The 24,298-nt window shown below is 31.4% G+C and carries 23 protein-coding genes; 14 read left to right on the plus strand and 9 right to left on the minus strand.

Translation table 11 applies throughout. The annotated features are described in order from the left end of the window. Nucleotides 1–402 precede the first annotated feature (402 nt). Nucleotides 403–3,258: a leucine--tRNA ligase gene (gene leuS, locus EAH69_RS04160; RefSeq protein WP_121933928.1), complete on the minus strand. Its 2,856-nt coding sequence runs from the start codon at nucleotides 3,256–3,258 to the stop codon at nucleotides 403–405. A 117-nt stretch (nucleotides 3,259–3,375) separates the two neighbouring features. Between leuS and EAH69_RS04165 the strand changes: the two genes are divergently transcribed. After that, nucleotides 3,376–3,777: a hypothetical protein gene (locus EAH69_RS04165; protein ID WP_121933929.1), complete on the plus strand. Its 402-nt coding sequence runs from the start codon at nucleotides 3,376–3,378 to the stop codon at nucleotides 3,775–3,777. Here the strand turns inward: EAH69_RS04165 and EAH69_RS04170 are convergent. Both EAH69_RS04170 and EAH69_RS04175 read right to left on the minus strand, forming a co-directional pair. Beyond that, entirely contained in the window at nucleotides 3,774–4,808 is a 1,035-nt protein-coding gene (locus tag EAH69_RS04170; protein ID WP_121933930.1) for a sensor histidine kinase, read from the minus strand. The two genes, EAH69_RS04165 and EAH69_RS04170, sit on opposite strands and share 4 nt — an antisense overlap. A gap of 8 nt (nucleotides 4,809–4,816) precedes the next feature. Further along, a complete protein-coding gene (locus tag EAH69_RS04175) occupies nucleotides 4,817–5,497 on the minus strand; it encodes a response regulator transcription factor (RefSeq protein WP_121933931.1) in 681 nt (226 codons plus the stop codon). A gap of 197 nt (nucleotides 5,498–5,694) precedes the next feature. On the opposite strand from EAH69_RS04175, the gene EAH69_RS04180 reads away from it, so the two are divergent. The 4 genes from EAH69_RS04180 (at nucleotide 5,695) to EAH69_RS04195 (ending at nucleotide 11,120) form a co-directional block, all read left to right on the plus strand. Further along, a complete protein-coding gene (locus EAH69_RS04180; protein WP_121933932.1) occupies nucleotides 5,695–8,439 on the plus strand; it encodes a TonB-dependent receptor domain-containing protein in 2,745 nt (914 codons plus the stop codon). A 31-nt stretch (nucleotides 8,440–8,470) separates the two neighbouring features. After that, on the plus strand, nucleotides 8,471–9,628 hold the full coding sequence (locus tag EAH69_RS04185) for a hypothetical protein (RefSeq protein ID WP_121933933.1): 1,158 nt from the start codon (nucleotides 8,471–8,473) through the stop codon (nucleotides 9,626–9,628). A gap of 203 nt (nucleotides 9,629–9,831) precedes the next feature. Then, nucleotides 9,832–10,158: an iron-sulfur cluster assembly protein gene (locus tag EAH69_RS04190; protein WP_121933934.1), complete on the plus strand. Its 327-nt coding sequence runs from the start codon at nucleotides 9,832–9,834 to the stop codon at nucleotides 10,156–10,158. Between the two features lie 50 nt (nucleotides 10,159–10,208). After that, nucleotides 10,209–11,120, plus strand: a complete 912-nt coding sequence (locus EAH69_RS04195) for an SPFH domain-containing protein (RefSeq protein WP_121933935.1) — start codon at nucleotides 10,209–10,211, stop codon at nucleotides 11,118–11,120. A 28-nt stretch (nucleotides 11,121–11,148) separates the two neighbouring features. On the opposite strand, the gene EAH69_RS04200 is transcribed toward EAH69_RS04195, so the two are convergent. After that, complete coding sequence (locus tag EAH69_RS04200; protein ID WP_121933936.1) at nucleotides 11,149–11,730, minus strand: HdeD family acid-resistance protein; 582 nt, start codon at nucleotides 11,728–11,730, stop codon at nucleotides 11,149–11,151. Between the two features lie 158 nt (nucleotides 11,731–11,888). Here EAH69_RS04200 and EAH69_RS04205 point away from each other — a divergent pair, with 158 nt between their 5' ends. The 5 genes from EAH69_RS04205 to EAH69_RS04225 all read left to right on the plus strand — a co-directional run bounded on the left by EAH69_RS04205 (nucleotide 11,889) and on the right by EAH69_RS04225 (nucleotide 18,284). Further along, nucleotides 11,889–13,214, plus strand: coding sequence for a hydroxymethylglutaryl-CoA synthase family protein (locus EAH69_RS04205; RefSeq protein ID WP_121933937.1), 1,326 nt, complete (start codon nucleotides 11,889–11,891; stop codon nucleotides 13,212–13,214). A gap of 7 nt (nucleotides 13,215–13,221) precedes the next feature. After that, nucleotides 13,222–15,336, plus strand: coding sequence for a prolyl oligopeptidase family serine peptidase (locus tag EAH69_RS04210; RefSeq protein WP_121933938.1), 2,115 nt, complete (start codon nucleotides 13,222–13,224; stop codon nucleotides 15,334–15,336). A gap of 78 nt (nucleotides 15,337–15,414) precedes the next feature. Next, nucleotides 15,415–16,314 carry a hypothetical protein gene (locus tag EAH69_RS04215; RefSeq protein ID WP_121933939.1) on the plus strand — a complete coding sequence of 300 codons (900 nt, stop codon included), beginning with the start codon at nucleotides 15,415–15,417 and terminating at the stop codon, nucleotides 16,312–16,314. Nucleotides 16,315–16,382: 68 nt separating this feature from the next. Further along, nucleotides 16,383–17,231, plus strand: a complete 849-nt coding sequence (locus EAH69_RS04220) for a hypothetical protein (RefSeq protein ID WP_147439082.1) — start codon at nucleotides 16,383–16,385, stop codon at nucleotides 17,229–17,231. 3 nt (nucleotides 17,232–17,234) lie between these two features. Beyond that, the gene (locus tag EAH69_RS04225; protein ID WP_121933941.1) at nucleotides 17,235–18,284 is read left to right on the plus strand and encodes an NAD(P)-dependent alcohol dehydrogenase; all 1,050 of its coding nucleotides are present in this window, start codon (nucleotides 17,235–17,237) and stop codon (nucleotides 18,282–18,284) included. A 44-nt stretch (nucleotides 18,285–18,328) separates the two neighbouring features. On the opposite strand, the gene EAH69_RS04230 is transcribed toward EAH69_RS04225, so the two are convergent. Beyond that, nucleotides 18,329–18,559, minus strand: a complete 231-nt coding sequence (locus EAH69_RS04230) for a hypothetical protein (RefSeq protein WP_121933942.1) — start codon at nucleotides 18,557–18,559, stop codon at nucleotides 18,329–18,331. Nucleotides 18,560–18,583: 24 nt separating this feature from the next. After that, entirely contained in the window at nucleotides 18,584–18,811 is a 228-nt protein-coding gene (locus EAH69_RS04235; protein ID WP_147439083.1) for a hypothetical protein, read from the minus strand. A 278-nt stretch (nucleotides 18,812–19,089) separates the two neighbouring features. Here EAH69_RS04235 and EAH69_RS04240 point away from each other — a divergent pair, with 278 nt between their 5' ends. Together EAH69_RS04240 and EAH69_RS04245 are read left to right on the plus strand one after the other, a co-directional pair. Further along, nucleotides 19,090–20,175, plus strand: a complete 1,086-nt coding sequence (locus EAH69_RS04240; protein WP_121933944.1) for a hypothetical protein — start codon at nucleotides 19,090–19,092, stop codon at nucleotides 20,173–20,175. A gap of 22 nt (nucleotides 20,176–20,197) precedes the next feature. Then, nucleotides 20,198–20,767: a hypothetical protein gene (locus EAH69_RS04245; RefSeq protein WP_121933945.1), complete on the plus strand. Its 570-nt coding sequence runs from the start codon at nucleotides 20,198–20,200 to the stop codon at nucleotides 20,765–20,767. Here the strand turns inward: EAH69_RS04245 and EAH69_RS04250 are convergent. From EAH69_RS04250 to EAH69_RS04260, 3 genes are all read right to left on the minus strand, one after another. Beyond that, on the minus strand, nucleotides 20,731–21,288 hold the full coding sequence (locus EAH69_RS04250) for a 5-formyltetrahydrofolate cyclo-ligase (protein ID WP_121933946.1): 558 nt from the start codon (nucleotides 21,286–21,288) through the stop codon (nucleotides 20,731–20,733). The genes EAH69_RS04245 and EAH69_RS04250 overlap by 37 nt on opposite strands. 111 nt (nucleotides 21,289–21,399) lie before the next feature. Next, nucleotides 21,400–21,630: a ferredoxin gene (locus EAH69_RS04255; protein ID WP_121933947.1), complete on the minus strand. Its 231-nt coding sequence runs from the start codon at nucleotides 21,628–21,630 to the stop codon at nucleotides 21,400–21,402. A gap of 15 nt (nucleotides 21,631–21,645) precedes the next feature. Continuing rightward, on the minus strand, nucleotides 21,646–22,938 hold the full coding sequence (locus EAH69_RS04260) for a peptidase U32 family protein (protein ID WP_121933948.1): 1,293 nt from the start codon (nucleotides 22,936–22,938) through the stop codon (nucleotides 21,646–21,648). Between the two features lie 198 nt (nucleotides 22,939–23,136). On the opposite strand from EAH69_RS04260, the gene EAH69_RS04265 reads away from it, so the two are divergent. Then, nucleotides 23,137–23,469, plus strand: coding sequence for a DUF4377 domain-containing protein (locus EAH69_RS04265; RefSeq protein ID WP_121933949.1), 333 nt, complete (start codon nucleotides 23,137–23,139; stop codon nucleotides 23,467–23,469). A gap of 34 nt (nucleotides 23,470–23,503) precedes the next feature. Next, nucleotides 23,504–24,277, plus strand: a complete 774-nt coding sequence (locus tag EAH69_RS04270) for a TrmH family RNA methyltransferase (protein ID WP_121933950.1) — start codon at nucleotides 23,504–23,506, stop codon at nucleotides 24,275–24,277. Nucleotides 24,278–24,298 lie beyond the last annotated feature (21 nt).

Consider the following 24,298-nt stretch of genomic DNA (forward strand, 5'->3'; position numbering starts at 1 on the left):
ATCCCTAACGCATTTTTTAATTTTGTTCTAAGTTCTAAGTTCTAAGTTCTAAGTTCTAAGTTCTAAGTTCTAAGTTCTAAGTTCTAAGTTCTAAGTTCTAAGTTCTAAGTTCTAATTTTGCTGTCACTCTGAGCTTGTCGAAGAGTTCTAAATTTCGCCATTTCAAGTGAAAATCTTTGATTTTTGTATCGAGAAATTAGACGAAATATTTTTTAATAAGCTAAGAATATTAGCAAAACGTCAAGCTGAATTCATTTCAACTTCTCATCTTTACAAAACAAAATGATGAGATCCTGAGACAATTTTAGGATGACAAGTATATAAAAATAAAAAGCCTCGCAAAATGCGAGGCTTAATATTATAATAACGAATCTCGAACTTCGAGAAGCTAATTTCTAAATCTTATCCAACAATGTTGATAATCTTACCAGGAACAATGATAATGTTTTTAGGTGTACGATCACCTAATTGTTTGATTGTACGTTCGTCGTTCATTACAATTTCTTGAATCTCATCTTTTGATAACGATAAAGGTAGTTCTAATAAGAATTTCATTTTACCATTAAAAGAAACTGGATATTCTTTTGCATCAGCAACTAACCATTTCTCTTCAAAAGCTGGGAATTCAGCTGTAGCGATAGAAGTTTCGTGACCTAATTTCGACCATAACTCTTCTGCAATGTGTGGCGCATAAGGAGATAAAACAATTGCTAAAGGCTCTAAAATAGCTCGTTTGTTTGATTTTAATTTTCCTAATTCGTTCACCGCAATCATAAATGTAGAAACCGATGTATTGAACGAGAAGTTGTTTACATCTTCATCAACTTTCTTAATTGTTTGGTGTAATGCTTTCATTTCTTCTTTCGTTGGTTCGTCATCCGATACGAAGAAAGTTTCTTCTGCACCTGAATGGTATAAACGCCAGAACTTCTTTAAGAAAGAGTAAACTCCAGATAAACCTTGTGTATTCCATGGTTTTGTTTGCTCTAACGGTCCTAAGAACATTTCGTATAAACGTAAAGAATCTGCACCGTATTCATCACAAATTGTATCAGGAGAAATAACGTTGAATTTTGATTTTGACATCTTCTCAACCTCACGACCTGTGATTAATTTTCCGTCTTCTAAAACAAATTCAGCATTTGCATAATCTTCACGCCAAGCTTTGAATTTTTCTGTATCTAATTCGTCACCTCCATCTTTTAACATGTTTACGTCAACATGGATTGGTGTTGTTTCGTATTGATCTTTTAATCCTTTAGACACGAATGTATTTGTTCCGTTGATACGGTATGCAAATGCGCTCATTCCTAAAATCATCCCTTGATTGATTAATTTCTTCGCGTATTCGTCTGTTGGAACTAATCCTTTATCGAATAAGAATTTTTGCCAAAAACGAGAATATAATAAGTGACCAGTCGCGTGCTCAGATCCACCTAAATATAAATCGACATTTTGCCAATAATTAGCAGCCGCCTGAGAAACGAATTCTTCTTCGTTTTTCGCGTCCATATAACGTAACCAGTACCAAGAAGAACCTGCCCAACCTGGCATTGTATTCAACTCAATTGGGAAAATCGTTTCATTGTTAATTAAGCTGTTATCTACAACTTTGTTAGTTGTTGTATCAAAAGCCCATTCTGTTGCGCGTCCTAATGGAGGCTCACCGTCTGCAGTTGGTAAATACTCATCAACTTCTGGTAAGATGATTGGTAATGCTTCAGTCGGAATTGTGTAAGGCATTCCGTCTTTGAAATATACCGGAACTGGTTCTCCCCAGTAACGTTGACGAGAGAAAACAGCTTCACGTAAACGGAAGTTTGTTTTACCTTTTCCAAATCCTTTTTCTTCTAAAGCAGCAATAATCGTATATACGGCTTGTTTGTAATCTAATCCGTTTAAGATATCAGAATCTTGTAATTCGAATCCACCTTTTTCAGTAAAAGCAGCTTCCGAAATATCTTGCCCTTTGAAGATGTTGATAATTGGTAAATTGAAGTGGTTTGCAAATGCAAAATCACGCTCATCACCAGCAGGAACAGCCATAACAGCTCCAGTTCCGTAAGACGCTAATACATAATCACCAATCCAAATTGGAACTTGTTTTCCTGTAAATGGATGAATTGCGTAAGCTCCTGTGAATTCTCCTGTAATATTTTTAGCATCAGCTAAACGATCACGCTCCGAACGTTTCGAAGTATAATCTACATAAGCATCAACTTTAGCTTTGTATTCTTCTGTAGTAATTTCAGTAACTAATGGGTGTTCTGGCGCTAATGTAACGTAAGAAACACCAAAAACTGTATCAGGGCGTGTAGTGAAAACTTCAATTTTTTGATCGTTTCCAACAACATCAAAGAAAATAGAAGCTCCTTGAGATTTTCCAATCCAATTACGTTGCGCTTCTTTGATAGCATCAGACCAATCGATATTATCTAAACCTGTTAATAAACGATCAGCATAAGCAGTGATACGCATCATCCATTGTGTCATTTTTTTACGCACAACTGGGAATCCACCACGCTCAGATAAACCGTTAATCACTTCGTCATTTGCTAATACAGTTCCTAAATCTGCACACCAGTTAACTTCAGCTTCAGCTAAGAAAGTTAAACGGTATTTTAATAAAATTGCTTGTTGTTCTTTTTCAGAATATGCATTCCATTCTTCAGCAGTAAAAATTGTAACATCTTCGTCTGCAACTGCGTTTACATTTGTATTTCCTTCAGCATTGAAAGTCTCAACTAATTTTTCAATTGATTCAGCTTTATTAGTTGTGTTATCATAGTAAGAATCAAATAATTGGTTGAAAATCCATTGCGTCCATTTATAATATTCTGGGTTTGATGTACGAATCTCACGATCCCAATCGTATCCCATACCAATTTTCTTTAATTGGTTTTCGTAACCTGCAATTACATTTCCTTGTTTATCAACCCCACCTTCGATATTTACTTTCGTAGTAACAGCTGGGTGTTGACCAGTTTGAATTGCATATTGCTCTGCAGGTAAACCAAATGAATCGTAACCTATTGGGTGTAAAACATTAAAACCTTTTAATTTTTTGTAACGTGCAAAGATATCAGACGCGATATACCCCAATGGGTGACCAACGTGCAATCCCGCTCCAGAAGGGTAAGGAAACATATCTAACACATAAAATTTAGGTTTATCTGAATTGTTATCAGCTTTAAATGTTTTGTTGTCGATCCAAAATTTTTGCCATTTTGATTCGATTTCATTTGGACTATATTGCATTACTGAAGATTATATTAAAATTAAATTACCGCAAATTTACGTTTTTTACTTATCTTTTAAAGAAGATTAACGATATTTGTAGTTATAAGAACGTGTTTCTTTGAATTATCCTAACCTATGAAAAAAGACCTAATATTTTATGCATTTGTTGCTTTATTTTTCTTTGTAATATTATTTTCTGTTCGTTATATAGTGAATGTAACAAGGATTTTTGTTGATTTTGAAGAAAAGATTAGCCCCATAGAAATATTTTGGGAAATCGATTCTAATGATTCAATATTAAGAATTAAAGAACCTATATATATGTCTAATAATTACTTTTTATGTGATAAACAAAGAGACAAATTTACTTTAAATAAAGATTCAGTTTTATTAAATGAGATTAACAATGAATTTACAGAAAATAAAGGTTCAATATTGAATTTAAAACCACCTTATGTATTATGGAAAAGTGCACAAAATGATACTGTTAAGGTTTTTAAAAATGAAAAACTATTAATGTTTGTTCGTTCAAATTAATTAGCTTTTCGAAGATAGAAAAAGAAGTTAGAACCTTTTCCGAATTTACTTTGAACACTGATTTTTTGGTTATGAGCTTCTAAAATATGTTTTACAATAGCTAAACCTAAACCAGAGCCACCTTGGTTTCTGTTTCTAGATTTATCCACACGATAAAAACGTTCAAAAATTCGGTCAATATCTTCTTGTTTAATCCCGACTCCTTGGTCTTTAACCATAATTTTCACACGTTCTTCAGTTTCATGAAATTCGATTTTAATTTCAGTATTAGAATCTGAATAGTTAATAGCATTAACAACAAGATTGATTAAAACTTGTTGAATTTTCTCTATATCACCCATTACTTTTAAAGGATAATTTGTAGGATGATTTAGAGTTAATTTTATTTCGTTTTTTTCTGCTTTAATTTCTAATAAATCAATAACTTCTTGTGCTAAGGCTACTATGTTGAAAGGAATGTTTTGAACATTAATTCGACCTTTTTCTAATTCAGATATCATATCCAAATCTTTAACCAAGTAAATCAAACGATCTACAGATTTATTGATACGATTCAAGTATTTATCACGAATATTTTCATCATCAATACCACCTTCAATCAATGTTAAAAGATATCCTTGTACCGAAAAAAGAGGAGTTTTAAGTTCGTGAGAAATGTTTCCTAAAAATTCGCGTCTATAATTTTCACGTTCATTTAAGAAATCAATTTCTTTGGATTGTACTTGTGTAATATTTGAAATTTGTTGAGATAATCCTTCAAAATCTACTTCCTCAGTTGTGGAAACGATTGGTAAATTTTTTGAAATCTCAGTAAAATCTTTTCGTCTTTGATTTTTTACAATTAATACGAAAAATATGTTTAATCCAATTAAAATTAACAGGAGTAAAGTAAGAAAATAAGGAATATTAGCAATGATAAAGTTAATATTCCCGAACCATAAAAATGTAAACCCAATAAATCCGCCACCAATTAATAGTGTCGTAATTAGGGCGTAAAGAAAAAGATTGTAAATCTTAAAATTAGAAGCCATTACTTCGTTTAATCGTTTATTTTATATCCGATACCTTTAATTGTAGAAAAGCGTTCGTTACCAAACTTCTCTCGTAATTTGCGCATATGTACATCTATTGTACGACCACCAACAACAACTTCATTTCCCCAAACTTTGTCTAAAATTTCTTCTCTTTTAAAAACACGTTCTGGATTTGAAGCCAATAAAGCGATTAATTCAAATTCTTTACGGGGTAATAAAAACTCTTCGTCTAAGAAAGTTACTTTGTAAGTTTCTCTATTAATCTCGAAGTTCTTTAACTTGATTATTTGGTCTTGAGCAGGTTCGTTAGTATTTTTTAATTTTAATAAAGCATTTAATTTACTTATTAAAACTTTTGGTTTGATGGGTTTTAAAATATAGTCATTTGCTCCTGCTTCGTAACCTGCTAACTGAGAAAAATCTTCGGCTCTTGCAGATAAGAAAACGACTAAGGTATCTTTAAAAGATTCTAATTTTCTTAATTCACTACACATTTCCATACCGTCCATCAGAGGCATCATTACGTCTAATAAAATTAAATCTGGGCGGAAAACTTTAGCTTGTCTAAGACCTTCAACACCATTGTTAGCTGTCTCTACTTCGAAACCTTCTTTTTTAAGATTATATCCTATAAATTCTAAGATATCTGGTTCGTCATCTACTAAAAGTATTTTAATGTTTTTCATGTTTGTTTTGTTGATTAACGTTGATTTAACCCGCACGTAAATTTAAGGTAATATTTGCTTTATACTACATCGGAAACGGTTCTTAACATTGATTTAAAATTACGCAAATTAGTTAACATAACGGTAACAAATCCTTTACGTTAAGAAAAACTGTTTTTGCGACAGACTCTAGAAATTTGCCCTAAACAAACACGGAAATGAAAAAGAATTTAACGTTATTATTCGCTTTAGCAACTACAGGTCTATTTGCTCAGAGTAATATAGAAATTAAAGGAAAACTTTATAATCAACTTACAAATACTGTTTTAGCTGATACAAAATTTAAAATAGAAGATTTAGGTTTAGAAGCTAAGACAAATAGTGAAGGAAATTATACAATAGAGATTTCTGAAGATGCTTATGAAGTTGAATTATCAGTTGAAGGTTTTGAAAAAGTGAAACAACTTTTAGGTGAGCAAACAACTTTAAATATCTATTTAAAACCGGAAGAAATTAAGTCTGAAGATATTGATTTATCGACTGCAACTATTACTGTACAAAGAAATAAAGCAGCAGAGGCAAATCTTCTTAACATGCAAAAAAAGTCTACTCAAATTGTTGAAAATATAGGACAAGTTGAGATGGACCGTAAAGGAATTAGTGATGCAGCTGGAGCTGTAGCTAAAATGTCTGGAGTTACTAAACAAGAAGGAACAGGAAATGTTTTTGTAAGAGGGTTAGGAGATCGTTATAATTCGACATCGTTAAATGGTCTTCCTATACCTTCGGAGAATCCAGGGAATAAAAATATCAAGTTAGATTTATTCTCAACTGATATTATCGAATATATTTCGATGTACAAAACGTATAGTAGCCAAATTAATGCAGATTTTGGAGGTGCAAACGTAGATATAACTTCTAAAAGATACGATGGTAAAGGTTTTTTTCAGGTTGGATTAGGAACTTCTATTAACTCGAATGCTTTAGACAATAAAGCATATAAACTACAAGAAGGACCAAACTATTTTGGATTCAAAACAACTAAAATTCCAACTAATGTATTAGGTGGTTATAATTTCGAGAATAGTTTAAATCCAGTTGGAAGACCATCAGTTGGAGGATCTTTTAACTTAAAGGGAGGAAAGAGTTATCGTTTTAATAACGGATCAAAATTCGGATTTTTCGCTTCAGCTGCTTTCGATAGTAATGGAGAACGTTTACAGGATGGTGTTGCAAGAACTGTAGATGCACATGGGAATGGAGTCAAAGATTTTCACACGTTTACAAGCAATAAATACAATACAAATACAACAGGTTTAATTAATTTATTTTACGATATTAATCCTGATCATAAATTAAGAGCAAATAGTATTTTAATCAATAATTCTTCTCAATCTCTAAACGAGTACAATGGTTATGTTCGTGATATTAATGAGAATGAAAACGGATTAGTTCGTCGTGGAACTTATGAAAGAAATACGTTATTAATCAACCAATTATTAGGTGAACACAAGTTCAGTGAAAGATCTGACTTTAATTGGGGAATTTCATATAACACGATTAAAAACGAAATGCCAGATCGTATCCAAAATACATTAAGATATGCTGAAAATGATGAACAATATTATTTAGCAAATCAAGATGCTTCTTTATCGCACCGTTATTTTCAAGAGTTAAAAGAAGATGAAATGGCAGCTAATTTAGCTTACAGTTTAAAGTTAGGAGTTGATGGATATGCTTACAAAGCAAAATTAACTGTAGGTTATCAAGGACGTTATAAAGAAAGAAATTTAGAAGCAAACCAATTCAATTTAAAAGTGAACAAAGGAGATCTTGCTGTAGATCCAAATAATCTTGATGGATTCTTTAATCAAGCGAATTACGGTTCTCACTTTTTAATTTCAACATTTGATAGTTATAACGGAAGTTATCGTCCACAAGAATACTCAGGAGAACAAACCATTAATGCAGGTTTTGCTGAGTTAGAATATCACTTCTCAGATCGTTTCATGGCAATCGTTGGTTTACGTGGAGAACACATCAATCAATTAGTTGATTGGAGAACAGCATTATCACAAGGAAAAAACGAATTTGATCAATTCGAAATCTTACCAAGTTTAGCAATGCGTTACAAAGTAAACGATAAAAATAATTTGCGTTTCGCAGCTTCTAAAACATACACTTTACCACAGTTTAAAGAACGTGCAATGTTCGTTTACGAAGACGTAACAGAAATAGAAAGAGGTAATCCAATGCTTTACGCTTCTACAAACTATAATGCAGATCTTAAATTGGAATGGTTCCCAAAACAAGGGGAAATTTTATCGGTTGCAGCGTTTGGTAAGTATATCGTAGATCCAATTAACAAAGTAACTATTGCATCATCGGCAAATGATCAATCGTATGCTAATACGGGTGATTGGGGTTATGCAATTGGAGTTGAGGTTGAAGCGCGTAAAGCAATTATTGATAATAAAGGTTTAAATCCAGAACAAGTTACAATTGGATTAAATGCAGCTTACATGCAAACAAAGCAAGAGCTAAACGATGATAAAGTTTTTAAAGAAACTTATTTTAATGGTGGCCGTATAAATACTAACTTTACTTTTAATGAAGATAGTTTTACAGGAGCGTCAGATTTAGTTTTAAACGCAGATATATCTTACTCTAAAAAATGGGAGAAAGGAGGAAGTATTTTAGCTACAGTTGCTTATAATTATTTCTCTGATAGATTGTATTCTTTAGGAACAGAAACTAGAGGAAATCAAGTAGACAAAGGATTTGGAACGTTAGATTTTATTTTACGAACTAAATTAGATAAGAACATCGGAATCAATTTAGCTGCGAAGAACTTATTAAATCCAGTTATCCGAAGAGTACAAGATAATTTAAACGGAGCAGTGGATATTTTAAGTTACAAAAGAGGTATGAACTTTAGTTTAGGACTTAATTACCAATTTTAAAAATCAATTTAAAACACAAACATAAAAAACAATGAAAAAATCAGTATTCAAATTATTAGCTTTATTTGCTGTTTCATCAGTCGCATTAGTAGGTTGTTCTAATGATGATGATAGCGGGGATTCTAATTCTTCAGGTTTTGTTGCAAATCCAGCAGATTTCAAAGGAGATATTAAAGCTGGAGATAATGTAACTTTAGATCCATCTAAAACATATTACTTAACAGGAAAGTTACAAATCAACGAAGGTGGAAAGTTAACAATTCCAGCTGGTACAAGAATTGTAGCAAATGGAGGAACTTCATCTTTCGTAGCAGTAGCACAAGGAGGTCAAATATTTGTTAATGGAACAGCAACAGCACCGGTTGTATTTACCTCTGAAAATAGAACGCCAGGAGCTTGGGGTGGAGTAGTTTTATGTGGTAAAGCGCCAATCAATAAAGCAACGACAGCATCTGCTGAGGTTTCAGAATTAACTTATGGAGGAACTGTTGCAAATGATAATTCAGGTGTGATTCAATATACGCGTATTGAATATGCAGGTGCGGCTTACAATTCAGAAAAAGAATTTAATGGTTTATCACTATTCGGAGTTGGTTCAGGAACAAAAATCGAGTATGTTCAATTACATGAAGGTGCTGACGATGGAATTGAATTTTTCGGAGGAACTGTTAATACAAAATATATTATCGCTAACGGAAACGAAGACGATCAATTTGACTGGACTGAAGGTTGGAATGGATCAAATGAATTTTGGTATTCTAAAGCAAGTTTAGGTAGAGGAAATCGTGGAATAGAAGCAGATAATAACTCTAATAATCATACGTTAGGACCAGTTTCTAACCCTACAATTACGAATATGACATTAGTAGGTTTAGGGGCTTCATATAATGGTTCGGAGAATCAAGCAATTAAATTACGTGTCGGTACAAAAGGTAAATTAGAAAATGTAGTATTAGCAGGTTGGGCAAAAGGTATAGATATCGAGCATGATGCTACTTTAGCAGGTATTCCAAATGACTTATTTATTAAAAATGTTCAGTTTGTTGATGTAGGAACAGAAGCAAGTGGAAAAAAATCTGACGGATCTTCAATCTCAGTTGCTAATGCTTACAATGTTCAAAATAACAACGGAGCAGGAAATGGAGCTAGTACTCCAACTTGGGCTCAGGGTTGGACAATAGGATTATAAATTATTTATAATAAAGTGCTAAAAGTTGAGCACTTCGTGTTTGTAGTCGCCTTTTTAAGAAGTTTATACTTTTAAATAGGCGACTTTTTATAAAATAAAAAGTTAAATCAAATAACTGAATTAAAATAAGTTATTTAGAAAAAGTCCAAATTGGACAAAGAGTTGTACATTTGCAATTGCAAATAGAAATTCATTTATCAAAAATGGCATTAACAGAAGATCAAATCGATGCTATTGGAGAACAATTGGTAGGAAAATTTAAACAAATTTTTGATCCAGAGATTCCAGTAGATATTTACGAATTAGGTTTAATCTACGACGCACATATCAACGAGGAAGGTGAAGTAAAGGTTACCATGACTTTAACATCTCCTAACTGTCCAGTTGCTGAATCACTTCCATTAGAGGTTGAGCAAAAAGTTGAGGAAATTGAAGGCGTTACGAAAGCGTACGTCGAAATTACATTCGAACCAACTTGGGACAGAGATATGATGAGCGAAGAAGCAAAATTTGAATTAGGGATGTTATAATAACATTCCTAATTTTTTTTGTATCTTATGCAAAATCTAAAATATTATCAATGACTTTTTTATACGTAATTTTATTTATCGTAGCCGTATTAATTTTCTTAGGCATATTCACAGTAAAACAACAAACAGCCATTATTGTCGAACGATTTGGAAAGTACCATAGTACAAGATCTTCGGGATTACAAATTAAAATTCCAGTTGTAGATAAAATTGCAGGAAAGGTTTCTCTAAAAATACAACAATTAGATGTTTTGGTTGAAACAAAGACAAAAGATGATGTATTTATCAAAATCAAAGTATCAGTTCAATATCAAGTTATAAAAGATCAAGTTTATGATGCATTTTATAAGCTAGATAATCCTTACACACAGATTACATCTTATGTTTTTGATGTAGTTCGTGCAGAGGTTCCAAAACTTCGTTTAGATGATGTTTTCGAAAAGAAAGACGATATAGCAATTGCAGTAAGAAACGAAGTGCAAGAAGCGATGAATACGTATGGATATGATATTATAAAAACGTTAGTTACAGATATTGATCCTGACGAGCAAGTTAAACATGCAATGAACCGAATTAATGCATCAGAAAGAGAAAAAATTGCTGCACAATACGAAGGAGATGCACAACGTATTTTAATTGTTGAAAAAGCTAGAGCCGAAGCTGAGTCAAAACGTTTACAAGGACAAGGTATTGCAGATCAAAGACGTGAAATTGCTAAAGGTTTATTAGAATCTGTTGATGTATTAAATGGAGTAGGAATATCATCGCAAGAAGCATCAGCATTAATTGTTGTTACACAACATTATGATACGCTTCAGGCTATAGGCGAAAAATCAGGAAGTAAATTAGTTCTTCTTCCTAATTCCCCAACAGCAGCATCTGAAATGTTAAATACAATGGTAACATCATTTACAGCAGCACAGGAATTAAATAATGATAACAACAACAAAAAAGGCTCTTAATAGAGCCTTTTTTTATTTATATATTGTTTTAATTATATACAGGTTGGTGATTTATATTTTGGGTAAATTTTCTGACAGAATTATAAATGTAAAAGATTAAAAATCCAGAGATTAAAAAAGAAGTTCCATCAAGATATGGGATGAAATTTACTAGTCTGGTTGGTAACCAAACTAAACTAAAACCTAAGAAAATTAATAAGAAGCCTAAACCAATCATTATATAGGCTGAAGAACTATTTCTTTCAAAAAATTCAATTCCAAAATTAATAGAGAATATGGCTCTAAAAATAAAGTAAATACCAATGTAAAAAGAAGTTATATCTTGGTTTGTAAAAGGTTCTGATATTAGTAGAATTCCGATTATATAGGTTAATAATCCAAAAGAAAAACTCCACTTCCAATTAGTAAAAATTGATTTATTTCTGACAGAAAATAAAATTTCTAAAACTCCAGAAATCATAAAAATGATACTAAAAATAGTTTTCATTGTGTTTATTTCTTTTACCAGATTAAAATATGTAATCATTCCAATGATTAAAAAGGTTAATCCTATAATAAAAGGAGGAAAATTTAGAGAATAAGGGCTATCAAGGTTTTTATTTGAATTCATAGGTTAAGGTTTTAGTTGTTATTGGGTTAAGTAATTAACAATATAGTAATAATTAATTAATTTCTATAGAAATCCTTTAATATTTTAATATTAAAAGAGTTAGTGCATTCGATTTACGACTAATAACTTTAAATTTGATTTATTAAAATAAAATAAAAATGAAAGTAGGGATAGAAGCCGTAACTATATATATACCAATAAATTACTTGCCAATTAAAATACTAGCAGAAAAAAGAAATATAGATCCAGATAAGTTGGAGCTAGGTTTAGGTTTAAAAAAGATGGCAATTCTTGATGCTGATGAAGATACTGCAACAATTTCTGCCGAAGCTTTATTAAAGCTATTTCAAGAATATTCTATCGACCCTAAAATGATAGGTCGTATTTATTTAGGAACTGAAAGTTCTTTAGATGGAGCAAAATCTACTGCAACATATGCAGTGCAATTGGTTGAACAAGTACTTGCTGAAAAATTTGGAGAAAGAGTTTTTAAACATACAGATGTTGTAGATATGACTTTTGCTTGTATTGGTGGAGTTGATGCAATGCATAATTCTATTGATTATGTACGAGTTAATCCAGATAAAAAAGCAATTGTTATCGCGGCTGATTATGCAAAATATGGTTTAGAATCTACCGGAGAATATACACAAGGAGCTGGAGCGGTTGCTGTTTTAATTTCTAACGAGCCAAACTTAATAGAGATTGAAAATAAATGGGGTGTTGGAATGGAATCTGTTTTTGATTTCTTTAAACCACGTCAATTAGCTACAGATAATACAATTTTATCTACTTTAAATACAACAAAAACTGAGGTTGAGATTTTCTCAGACGAACCAGTTTTTGATGGTCAATATTCTAATGAATGTTACAAAGATCGTGTTCGCGAAGCGTATTTTAACTTCAAAGAAAAATACAATGTAACAGGGAAATTATACGAAGATTGGCGCTATATCGCTTTTCATTTACCTTATGCTTTTCAAGGAAAACGTATGTTTAACGATGTTTTTGCTTTAGAAAATGGAGAAGAAAATTCTGCTGAAAACTTAAAAGTTATTTCTAAATCTGATGTATATAAACAATTAGTTAAGGAGAAATTAGAAGCAACGCAACGTGCATCTTCAGAGATTGGTAATATGTACACAGCTTCAATTTTTACAGCTTTATTATCAGCATTACAAGTAAGTTTTGACAATCAGGAAGAATTAGCTGGCCAAAAGATTGGTTTCATAGGTTACGGTTCAGGTTCAAAATCAAAAGTATTTGAAGGTATCGTTTCTGAAAATTGGAAAAATGTAATGGAAAAAGTGAATTTGTTTGAAATGTTATCAAATCGTACCGAAATTACTTATCAACAATATGAAGATCTGCATAATAAAGTGTTAAAAACACCTATTAATCCTAGAAAAGGATTTGCATTATCAAAAATTGAAAAAGAAATCCCTAATTTAGAAGGCGCAAGATATTACACAAACAAATCATAATTAGTAAATGAAGAAAAAGGCTTTAATTTTATTTAACCTTGCATTAATGACAACTATGAATGCTCAGAGTTATAAGAAAAGTTACCCAGAAACGAAAGAAATTAACCACGTTGATAAGTATTTTGATGCTGAAGTAAAAGATCCTTACCGTTGGTTAGAGGACGATTTATCTGATGCTACAAAGAAGTGGGTTATTGAACAAAATAAAGCAACTTATGCTTATTTAAATGAAATTCCTTTACGTGCTCAGTTAAAAAAATCATTAACTGAAATCTATAATTACGAAAAAATTTCAACTCCGTACAAAGAAGGAGATTTTACATATTACTACAAAAACGATGGTTTACAACAGCATTCTGTTTTATATCGTAAGTTAGGTGAAGATGGAAAAGAAGAAGTTTTCTTAGACCCTAACACTTTTTCAAAAGATGGTTCAACTTCTTTATCTGACGTATCATTTTCAAAAGATGGTTCTTTAGTAGCTTATTCAATTTCTGAAGGAGGTTCTGATTGGAGAAAAGTAATCGTTTTAAATGCAAAAGATAAATCAGTTGTTGGTCAAACTTTAGTTGATGTTAAATTTTCAGGAATTGCATGGAAAGGAAACGAAGGTTTTTACTATTCTTCTTACGATAAACCAACTGGATCAGAATTATCTCAGAAAACAGATCAACATAAATTATATTTCCACAAATTAGGAACTGCTCAAAAGAAGGACAAATTAATCTTTGGTGGTGATATTACACGTCGTTATGTTGGTGCATACTTAACGGATGACGAACGTTTTTTAATCATTTCAGCAGCGAATACTACGACTGGAAACGAATTATATTATCAAGATTTATCTGTTGAAAATTCACCAATTAAAAATATTTTAGGTGATTTTAATTCGAATACTAATGTAATTGATAATGATGGTGAGACTTTCTATTTAATGACAAATAGAAATGCACCAAATAATAAGCTAGTAAAAGTTAATTTATCAACTATTGCTAATGATACAACTTGGGAAACTGTACTTCCTGAAACGAAAGATGTTTTATCGGTTTCTACAGCTGGTGGATATTTATTTGCAAAATACTTACGTGATGCAGTTTCGGTTGTTGAACAATACAAATACGACGGAACAAAAGTTCGTCAAATCGAATTACCTGGTGTAGGAACAGCTTCTGGTTTTGGAGGAAAGAAAGAAGATAAAGAAATTTACTTCGGATTTTCTAATTACGTTACACCATCTACAAGTTATAAATTAAATGTAGAGAATGGAACATCTAATGTTTACATTAAACCAAATGTAAAATTCAATACAGAAGATTATATTTCTGAACAAGTTTTTTATACGTCTAAAGATGGAACTAAAGTTCCGATGATTATCACGTATAAGAAAGGTTTAAAGAAAAATGGTAAAAATCCTACAATTGTTTACGGTTACGGCGGATTCAATATTTCATTAACTCCAGCTTTCAGTGCTACAACTGCTGCATGGGTTGCTAATGGAGGAATCTACGCGGTTGCAAACTTACGCGGAGGTGGAGAATATGGAAAAAAATGGCACGATGGAGGTCGTCAGTTCAATAAATTAAACGTATTTGACGATTTTATCGCTGCTGCAGAATATTTACAAACAAATAATTACACTTCACCAGATTATACTGCATTATCAGGAGGATCTAACGGAGGTTTATTAGTTGGCGCAACAATGACAATTAATCCTAAAATTGCTAAAGTAGCTTTACCTGCTGTTGGAGTTTTAGACATGTTACGTTACCACACATTTACTGCTGGTGCAGGTTGGGGATACGATTACGGTACAGCAAATGATTCGAAAGAAATGTTTGATTACTTAAAAGCTTATTCGCCTGTTCACAACGTAAAAGAAGGTGTTTGTTACCCTGCGACTTTAGTAACTACTGGAGATCACGATGATCGTGTAGTTCCTGCTCACTCGTACAAGTTTGCGGCAGAGTTACAAAAGAAACAAGCGTGTGATAATCCTGTAATGATTCGTATCGAAACCAAAGCTGGTCATGGTGCAGGCCGTTCTACAGAAGTTATTATCAACGAAACGGTAGATAAATACGCGTTTACATTATGGAATATGGGTATTAAGAAATTAAAATAATTATTAAATTTCTATCATAATATTAAATCCATCTGTTAATTCAGGTGGATTTTTTTATTTTCGTTGAAATTTACATTCATGAAAAAAACAATTTTACTACTTACATTATTTGCGAGTTTCGCTAATGCACAATATATAAAAGAAGCAACAATTAAATTAAAAAAGATAGAGGAACCAATCAAAGTTTATGATTTAAGATATATAGATAAACTAATTTCTTTTAGAGCAGAAGATTTACCTAATGCTCTAGCGACAGCAAAAGTTAAACATATTGAGGATTTAAAATTTGATTCAATTAATTATTCGATTACAATCCCAGAATTGAAACAAACGTATAATACAGAAAATTTTACGTATCCGAATGGTGCTTATGAAACGCTTGAAAGTTTTATTGCTAAAACACCTTCAGATAAAATAATGTTTCCAAAAACCCATTATAAAGCTCTATATTATGAGTATTCAAATGATTTAGTTCAATTTTTTGAACAAGGAAAAACTGATTTTCCAATCAAAAATTATTTTGCTGTAGTTCATAATGATGAAGTGTATTTAAATGTAAAAGCGATAATGAATAATCGTGCAGATGGAAACGGAAATTTATCAAAAGATATTCCTAATAATGGATTCTTAAGAGTAAAAGCGGGTACTGATGATTTCTTATATGTAGAAATGCCAATGACTAAAACAAGTACAACTTTTTTAGTTGGTGTTGCAGGTGGTTTAACAGCCGGTGTAGCTTCTGCTGCTGGAGGTGCAATAATCGGAGGAGTTGCTTCAGGGCTTTCAAACGGAATGATTGGTATTGCTTCTCCTAATTTGATGAAAGGAATTGTTTTAGACGTAGAGAAAAAAGAATATGATATTTTTAAGAATTGTAAAGATTTTAATACATTTTTAGAAGCTCAATCTACTTCAGCTATTGATTGTGACAAAGATTACAATATCAGTAATATTAGGGGTATAATGAATAAAATATAAACCAATTTAATCAAATCCATCTGTTAATTCAGGTGGATTTTTTATTTTAGATGAAATTTAATTTAAACATGAAGAAATTATTATCTCTACTTATTTTATGCTCCAGCTTTACATTTGGACAATATGTTAAAGACGCTGTTTTTAAATTAAAAAAAGATGGAAAAATAATAAAAGCTAAAGATGTTATTTTCCAAAAAGATGGATATGATTATAATGAATTTAATGATCCTTTTGTAAATCTATATTTGTTAAAGAGTGATGCAGATATTTCATTTGATTCTGTTAATTATTCGACTTCAGTTCCTGAATTAAAACAAACTTTTTTTAAAAATTCTTTTCCAGAAGGAGTGTATGAAACTATAGATGACTTTAATAAAAAGCAACCAACTTCTACAGAAAGAATAGAAGCAAAGGAAGATGGAGAAGGTGTCTATAATAATCCAAAAGACTTGATGTTATTTAAGTATATTGATAAAAAACAATTGGTGAAAACTCCTTTTGCTGTTGTTTATAATGGAGATGTATATTTTAATTTAAAAAGTATTAACAAATTAGAGTCTAAGGATATGAAAGTTACGATTCCTGTAATTATGAATCGATTTATTAGAATTAGATATGAAGATGATAATTATTTTTATTCAGAATTTTATCCTAAAAAAAGAGAGGCAGGTTCTAATGTGTTAATGTATGGAGGAGGTGCATTAGGTGCATTGATAGCAACAAATGCAATGTCTAAAACCAAACCAGGAAAAAGCATTCCATTTATTTTATTAAAAGGAGAAGATAAATTTTATCAGCTTGATAATTGTTTAAATTTTAATGAATTTTTAGGTGGAAAAATAAATTCAAAAATTGAATGTAATGGCAAAAATGAGCTTAACCCTAAAACAATAAGAAACATTTTAATTAAAGAATAAACTATGAACACAAAAGCATACGCAGCCTTTAACGATGCAGATCCGTTAGGGCCACATACAATTAAGAGAAGACATATTCATGCAAATGATGTAGCTATTGATATCGAATATTGTGGTGTTTGCCACAGTGATATACATACAGCAAAAGGAGATTGGGGAAGACCAAATTATCCTGTTGTTCCGGGACATGAAATTATTGGTCGTGTAAAGGAAGTTGGAGCTGATGTAACTAAATTTAAAGTTGGCGATTTAGTTGGTGTTGGTTGTATGGTAGAATCTTGTAAAGAATGTGATCCTTGTAATCACGGAATCGAGCAATATTGCGAGAATGGATTTACAGGAACGTACAATTCTAAAAATTCGAAACACGGAGGAATCACTTACGGAGGATATTCTGATTATATCGTTGTGGAAGAAGATTTCGTTTTAAATGTACCAGAAAATATTGATGTAAAAGCTGCAGCGCCACTTTTATGCGCAGGGATTACAACATGGTCGCCTTTGCGTCATTGGAATGTAAAAGCAGGTGATAAAGTAGGTGTGATCGGTTTAGGTGGTTTAGGTCACATGGGAGTTAAATTTGCAAAAGCAATGGGTGCGCATGTCGTAATGATTACAACTTCTGCTTCTAAAGGAGAAGATGCAAAACAATTAGGAGCAGATGAGGTTTTAATTTCTACAGATTCTGATCAGTTAAAAGCGCACAAAAATTCGTTTGACTTTTTACTAAATACAATTCCTGTTAAACACGATGTAAATCCTTATTTAAACTTATTGAAGTTAGATAAAACCATGTGTTTAGTTGGTGCTATTGAGCCGTTAGAAGCAGTTGACGGTGGAAATTTAATCATGAAACGTAAAAATCTTGCTGGTTCATTAATCGGAGGAATTAAAGAAACACAAGAAATGTTAGATTTCTGTGGAGAACATAATATCGTTTCTGATATTGAAATGATTGACATTCAGAATATCAATACAGCTTACGAGCGTATGATGAAATCGGATGTAAAATATCGTTTTGTTATTGATATCAAATCTTTAAATAACGCATAAAAAAAAGCCGCTCATTGAGCGGCTTTTCTATTATATAATAAGAATTATTTTACTTCTTCTGTAGTAGCAGCTGTAGAATCAACTGTTACGTTTTCAACTGAATCAGCAGCAACCGCTGGAGTTTCAACTGCTGTAGAATCTAAAGCAACTGAATCTGTAACAACTGCAGTAGAATCAACTACTTGCTCTTCAACTGTAGTTTCTGTTTTCTCTCCACAAGAAACTGCTCCTAATGATAAAGTTGCAACTGCAACTAATGCGAAAAATTTGTTCATTTTATTATGTATTTATTTTATTAATTATTTTACTTCTTCAACTACTGGTGCTTCAATAACAGCTACAGAGTCAGTAACAACTGCTGAATCTACTACTGCAGAATCTGCAATAACTAAAGAATCTACGATTGCGATAGAATCATTTGTACCTTCAACATTTATAGGAGTTGTTTTTTCTCCTCCACAAGATACTAATGTTAATGATCCTACTAATACTAATGCAGCAACTGCGTTTAATGCGAACTTTTTCATAATTATAGTTTTTTGATTTTTAAACAATGTTTTGATTTGTTTGATGGTTCAAAGTTAGAGGAACAAATTTCTATTGGTTAGAATATTAGTTGTAATGTGTTTGTAAGAAGTTTTCAGAAATTATTAAGCTTAATTTACAAGAGTAGAATAGTCGATTTTAACGTATTTCTGTTTGATATTTCATTTTTTTTGTTTTATTTGTAGTTAGAAAAATAATGTTTTGTAAATCGGAAATTTGATTTACAAAATATTGTTATTTAGTAATATAACTAATTAAATTGAGCAAATTTACAGACATAGAAATTTTCGAAATTCTGAAAAAAACCATCTCAGATAGGTTTTTAGAGGAAAATTCTGCTCAATCCTCAGATATTTCTAATTGGAAAGGACAAGAAATTGCAGTTTTCCAAGAAGATTTATTCAATAAGACTAAATCTACAGTCAGCGAAAAATGGTTTTATACTTATTTTAAATCAGATTTTAAAAAACTTCCTCGTATTGATATGCTTAATTTATTATCACAATATTGTGGTTTTAAGAGTTGGGCACATTTTTTACGCCAAAAAGAAATAGAAGTTTTTGGGAAAGTTGAAAAGGAAAAGGAGCCTTATGTAATTTCGAGACCAGAAGTAGATTCTACTATTGAAGTTAATCAAGAAATAAACGAAGTTGAGCAATCTACACAAAATCAAGCACAAGTAAATGCAGAACTTCAGAAGCCTAAACCGAAAGTAGAAGATCAAACAACATCATCTACAAAGAAAATAGCTTTAGTTACATCAATTATTAGTGCAGTTTTATTAGCAGGTCTTGCTGTTTATTTTACATTTTATCAAACTAAGAATTACGAGTTTTGTTTCGTTGATTCAGATCGTCAAACTTTAGTCAAAAATTCGGTTGAGGTTACTATTCTTCGCCAAGGATTTACACCATTATATCTTAATTCAAAAACTGGTTGTATTCAATTTGAATCGAAGAGTGATTCTATAAAAATGGTTGTTTCTACACCTTATCACAAATTAGATACATTTAATGTAAATCTACATCAATATCGAACGCCAGAAAAGATTCTTTTAGAGCCAGATGATTATAAAGTTATGCTTTATTATTACTCGAATTCTGCAAAAGATTTAAAACAACGTATTGCAAAATTGAACCAAATGATTGATGATAATGCCTTGATTTATCAGGTATATGATAATGATTATTTTGGTGTTGAGATTTTAACCAAACAACAATACATAAACCTTGTTTCTTTACCTACAACTTCGTTAAAGAATTATTCTTTGATTGAATCGGAAAGTAAGAACGGAAAAATCGTTAAACTAAAATTTAAAATTCAGCAAGATGAGGAGGATAATTAAACTGATGAATCTGTGCTTATGCATGATTTTGTCTATTTGGATCATATATTCTTGTAAACAAGATACAACCTACGATGGAGATTATAATCCTGAAGTGATTAAAGGGTACAAAAATGAAGCGTCTACAGTAAATACCAAAATGGATTCTATAGAGGCAATTAACTTTATATCTAAGCAGAAATTAAGAGAGTTTTACGAGCTTTCTGCTTTGGCTTCGAATAATAATGATAGTGTAGTTCAGGAGATTTTAATTACACAATTAAGAAGTTATTTTTCTAAAGAAGAAATGTCTGAAGTTGATACATTATTGAGCAAATTAAAAAATAGAAATATTCATTTTGTGTCGGTTGCAAAGTTTAATATCATTCCGAATGATAGTTTAACGCCAGATACAATTAAAAAAGCAGATTATACTTTAAATCTCTTCAATAAAGATAAAAAGTTAGTTAAAACGATTGATCGAACTTCGATTTTCGTTTTAAAACAAGAACCAATTCAGTTTAAACGTGAATTTAAATTTTACTTTCAGACTTTAAATATGATGAAAGATTCGATTCAGAATGACACAATTTCTTCTGGAGTTAAACAATAATCCAAAGCAATATCGCCTTCATAAGCATCTTGAATAATATCAATAGGTCTAAAATAAGTTAGACCTATTTTTTTTGTTTCAGGTTTACATCTTGCTAAGAATTTATCGTAATATCCGCCACCATAGCCCACACGATTTCCGTATTGATCGGCTACAAACATTGGCACGAAAACAACATCAATTTTAGATGAATCAACTTCGGTGTAGTTAATTGGTTCTGGAATTTGAAGTGAATTTAATTTTGTATTAAAACCCTTTTCAACCTTACAATTAATCATATCATCTCCAACAACTAAAGGTAAAATAACTGATTTATCGTTTTCAAAAAGCCAATTTATGATAGGGTAAGTATTTATCTCGTTATTTTTTTCAATTGGTAAGAAAATATGAAACGATTGATTGTCAGAGAAATTAAACTTTTTTATCTGTTCAAAAATTTGATTACTTAATTCGTTTACATCTTCTTTCTGAAATTGTTTACGCAGCAATCGATAATATTTTCTTGCTTCAGCCTTTAGCATTTTAATTGATTTAGATAACGAATTTATGAAATGATTTTAGAATTTGAAGTAAATTAAAAAAGCCATCAATTACTTGATGGCTAATATTTTATATAGTTCGATGTACCGTCGTTATATTTCTTTAACAGTGATAATATTTACAGGACATGCTTTGGCAGCGCGTTCGCAGCTATCAGCAATTCCATGATCAGGATCTTTTAATGTGTGAAATCCTTTTTTATCTGTTGCTTTTAATAACACCGATTTTCCGTCTTTTTTAGACATACGGAAACGTTCAGGTGCTAATTCATAACAATAGTTACATCCGATACATTTGTCGCGTTGTAGCGTAATAATTACCATTTTTCAAGCAAATTTTTAGTGAGAGTAAGCTCCTTCTTCAACAGCGTTTTGTTGCGTTCCTGGATCTTCAACTTTTACTAATTTATATAATTTGTCTGAAGGACGGATACGGAATTCCATTGGAATTGTAATGCTATTACCTTTTGTAGCGATATCAGATTTTACATCTTCAACCATCATTTCAGTAACTACCATTTCTTTTGCACCAGTTGTTGGACCAGTGATTAAGATTGTATCACCAACTTTTAAATCGTAAGCATCAATTACAAATTGACCAATGCTTGCTTTAGGGAAGTAGTGAACACCTTTACCGATGTAAACTTTCTTTTGAGTTGCCATAGAACCTGGAACAGCAGACCATTCTCCTAATTTTTGACCTAAATAATATCCAGACCAGAAACCACGATTATAAACAGTTTGTAATAATCCCATCCAGTAATCAACTTTTTCTTTAGAGTATGTTCCGTCGGCAATAGAATCGATTGCTTCACGGTAACAACGAATAACTGTTGCAACATATTCTGGCGCACGACCACGACCTTCGATTTTTAATACTTTGATTCCAGCATTAACCACTTGGTCTAAGAAATCAATAGTACATAAATCTTTAGGAGACATCATGTATTCGTTATCTAATTCGATTTCGAATCCAGTTTCTTGATCGATTACCGTATATTTTTTACGACAGTTTTGTTTACAAGCTCCACGATTTGCAGAAGAGTTGTGCGAGTGTAAGCTTAAGTAACATTTTCCAGAAACAGCCATACATAATGCACCGTGACCGAAAATTTCAATCTCAACTAAGTTACCACTTGGTCCACGAACGTCGTCTTTAATGATTAATTCGCAAATCTTTTCAACTTGTTTTAAACTCAATTCACGAGATAATACCATTGTATCAGCAAACATTGCATAAAACTTAACAGTTTCAATGTTTGTTACGTTAATTTGAGTCGAAATGTGAACTTCCATTCCGATTTGTCTTGCATAGGCAATCACCGATTGATCCATTGCAATAACAGCCGTAATATTAGCTTCTTTAGCTTTATCTAATAACACTTTGATCAACGATAAATCGTGATCGTAAATGATTGTATTTAATGTAAGGTAAGAACGTACACCTACAGCTTCACAACGCTCTACAATTTCAGGTAAATCACCCATTGTAAAGTTAATCGAAGCACGTGCACGCATATTTAATTGATCTACACCAAAATATACAGAATCTGCACCATTGTCAAGGGCCGCTTGTAAAGATTCAAAATTACCAGCAGGAGCCATTAACTCCATTTTTCCATCTTTGGTCATACGAAATTTCTGATTTTAAGGTGCAAAGGTATAAAAAAATGAAAGAACTTTATAATGAATTAAAATAGAGGATGTTTATTTCGTTATAAATTAATATTAAAACTATCTTAAAAAATATTTGAATGGATAAATTAGATAAGTGATTTATTATAAGTAACTTATTGTTAAATTAGATATAACTAATCAAAATAATTGAAAATGAAGAAGTTATTTTTTGGAGGCGTAATAGGATTATTATCCTTAACAGCTTGTAAAATGGTTCAAAATTTAGGTCAAGACGAAGTTATAATGTATGTTGCGCCAGAACAGGTAGATTGTACAGGTGTTGCACCAATGAAATGCTTACAAGTAAAGGAATCAGTGAATGAGGGTTGGACTTATTTTTATTCAACAATAGAAGGATTTAATTATGTTCCTGGTTATGAATATAAGCTAATTGTAAAGAAAACAAAGGTTGAAAAACCTATTCCGGCTGATGCTTCTTCACTTAAATATACTTTGGTAAAAGAAATAAAGAAGACAAAGAAATAATTTAGATTGGCTGAAATTATTTTAATTTTGCATCATGCAAATAGAAAGTCTTCAAAATCAAAAAATAAAAAACTTGCTGAAATTGCAAGAAAAATCGAGAGAACGTAAAAATCAGGGATTGTTTATTGTTGAGGGAACTCAGGAAAATGAATTAGCAATTAATGGAGGTTACGAAGCTGTTGAAGTTTATATCTGTGAGGATATTTATGAAGCAAATATTAAATTTGGTAATCCTCGTCGTTTTGAAATAACTCGAGCTATTTTCGAGAAGATTGCATACCGTAAATCAACAGGTGGAGTAATTGGTGTTTATAAAACCAAATCATCAAACTTAGAAGATTTAAATTTACCCGAAAATCCATTGGTAGTGGTTTTAGAAGCGGTTGAAAAACCAGGAAATCTAGGAGCAGTTTTAAGAACTGGTGATGGAGCAAAAGTAGATGCTGTTATTGTTTGTGATGAAACAGTAGATTTCTTTAATCCAAATGTAATTAGATCTTCGGTTGGAACATTATTTACAAATAATATTGCATCTGCATCTAAAGAAGCTGTTTTAGAATTTTTTACAGAGCGTAATGTTCAAATTGTTTCGACTTTCTTAAGAGATGAAACGATTAGTTTGTATGAAGCGAATTTTACATCAGGATCGGCGATTATTTTAGGAACTGAGGCAACTGGTTTATCAGATTTTTGGGCAGATAACTCGGATGTTTTAATTAAGATTCCAATGTTAGGATTTGTAGATTCTTTAAACGTAAGTAATGCTGCTGCAATTTGTGTTTATGAAGCAGTAAGACAAAGACAATAATTTTAGATATTATATATCCAT

It is taken from the genome of Faecalibacter macacae, assembly GCF_003687725.1.
GTDB lineage: Bacteria > Bacteroidota > Bacteroidia > Flavobacteriales > Weeksellaceae > Empedobacter > Empedobacter macacae.

What these genes read in the sequence shown, in the direction of transcription:
- leuS (WP_121933928.1), bottom strand. Translation starts at nt 3,258, where the DNA reads ATGCAATATAGTCCAAATGAAATCGAATCAAAATGGCAAAAATTTTGG.
- EAH69_RS04165 (WP_121933929.1), top strand. Translation starts at nt 3,376, where the DNA reads ATGAAAAAAGACCTAATATTTTATGCATTTGTTGCTTTATTTTTCTTT.
- EAH69_RS04170 (WP_121933930.1), bottom strand. Translation starts at nt 4,808, where the DNA reads ATGGCTTCTAATTTTAAGATTTACAATCTTTTTCTTTACGCCCTAATT.
- EAH69_RS04175 (WP_121933931.1), bottom strand. Translation starts at nt 5,497, where the DNA reads ATGAAAAACATTAAAATACTTTTAGTAGATGACGAACCAGATATCTTA.
- EAH69_RS04180 (WP_121933932.1), top strand. Translation starts at nt 5,695, where the DNA reads ATGAAAAAGAATTTAACGTTATTATTCGCTTTAGCAACTACAGGTCTA.
- EAH69_RS04185 (WP_121933933.1), top strand. Translation starts at nt 8,471, where the DNA reads ATGAAAAAATCAGTATTCAAATTATTAGCTTTATTTGCTGTTTCATCA.
- EAH69_RS04190 (WP_121933934.1), top strand. Translation starts at nt 9,832, where the DNA reads ATGGCATTAACAGAAGATCAAATCGATGCTATTGGAGAACAATTGGTA.
- EAH69_RS04195 (WP_121933935.1), top strand. Translation starts at nt 10,209, where the DNA reads ATGACTTTTTTATACGTAATTTTATTTATCGTAGCCGTATTAATTTTC.
- EAH69_RS04200 (WP_121933936.1), bottom strand. Translation starts at nt 11,730, where the DNA reads ATGAATTCAAATAAAAACCTTGATAGCCCTTATTCTCTAAATTTTCCT.
- EAH69_RS04205 (WP_121933937.1), top strand. Translation starts at nt 11,889, where the DNA reads ATGAAAGTAGGGATAGAAGCCGTAACTATATATATACCAATAAATTAC.
- EAH69_RS04210 (WP_121933938.1), top strand. Translation starts at nt 13,222, where the DNA reads ATGAAGAAAAAGGCTTTAATTTTATTTAACCTTGCATTAATGACAACT.
- EAH69_RS04215 (WP_121933939.1), top strand. Translation starts at nt 15,415, where the DNA reads ATGAAAAAAACAATTTTACTACTTACATTATTTGCGAGTTTCGCTAAT.
- EAH69_RS04220 (WP_147439082.1), top strand. Translation starts at nt 16,383, where the DNA reads ATGAAGAAATTATTATCTCTACTTATTTTATGCTCCAGCTTTACATTT.
- EAH69_RS04225 (WP_121933941.1), top strand. Translation starts at nt 17,235, where the DNA reads ATGAACACAAAAGCATACGCAGCCTTTAACGATGCAGATCCGTTAGGG.
- EAH69_RS04230 (WP_121933942.1), bottom strand. Translation starts at nt 18,559, where the DNA reads ATGAACAAATTTTTCGCATTAGTTGCAGTTGCAACTTTATCATTAGGA.
- EAH69_RS04235 (WP_147439083.1), bottom strand. Translation starts at nt 18,811, where the DNA reads ATGAAAAAGTTCGCATTAAACGCAGTTGCTGCATTAGTATTAGTAGGA.
- EAH69_RS04245 (WP_121933945.1), top strand. Translation starts at nt 20,198, where the DNA reads ATGATTTTGTCTATTTGGATCATATATTCTTGTAAACAAGATACAACC.
- EAH69_RS04250 (WP_121933946.1), bottom strand. Translation starts at nt 21,288, where the DNA reads ATGCTAAAGGCTGAAGCAAGAAAATATTATCGATTGCTGCGTAAACAA.
- EAH69_RS04255 (WP_121933947.1), bottom strand. Translation starts at nt 21,630, where the DNA reads ATGGTAATTATTACGCTACAACGCGACAAATGTATCGGATGTAACTAT.
- EAH69_RS04260 (WP_121933948.1), bottom strand. Translation starts at nt 22,938, where the DNA reads ATGACCAAAGATGGAAAAATGGAGTTAATGGCTCCTGCTGGTAATTTT.
- EAH69_RS04265 (WP_121933949.1), top strand. Translation starts at nt 23,137, where the DNA reads ATGAAGAAGTTATTTTTTGGAGGCGTAATAGGATTATTATCCTTAACA.
- EAH69_RS04270 (WP_121933950.1), top strand. Translation starts at nt 23,504, where the DNA reads ATGCAAATAGAAAGTCTTCAAAATCAAAAAATAAAAAACTTGCTGAAA.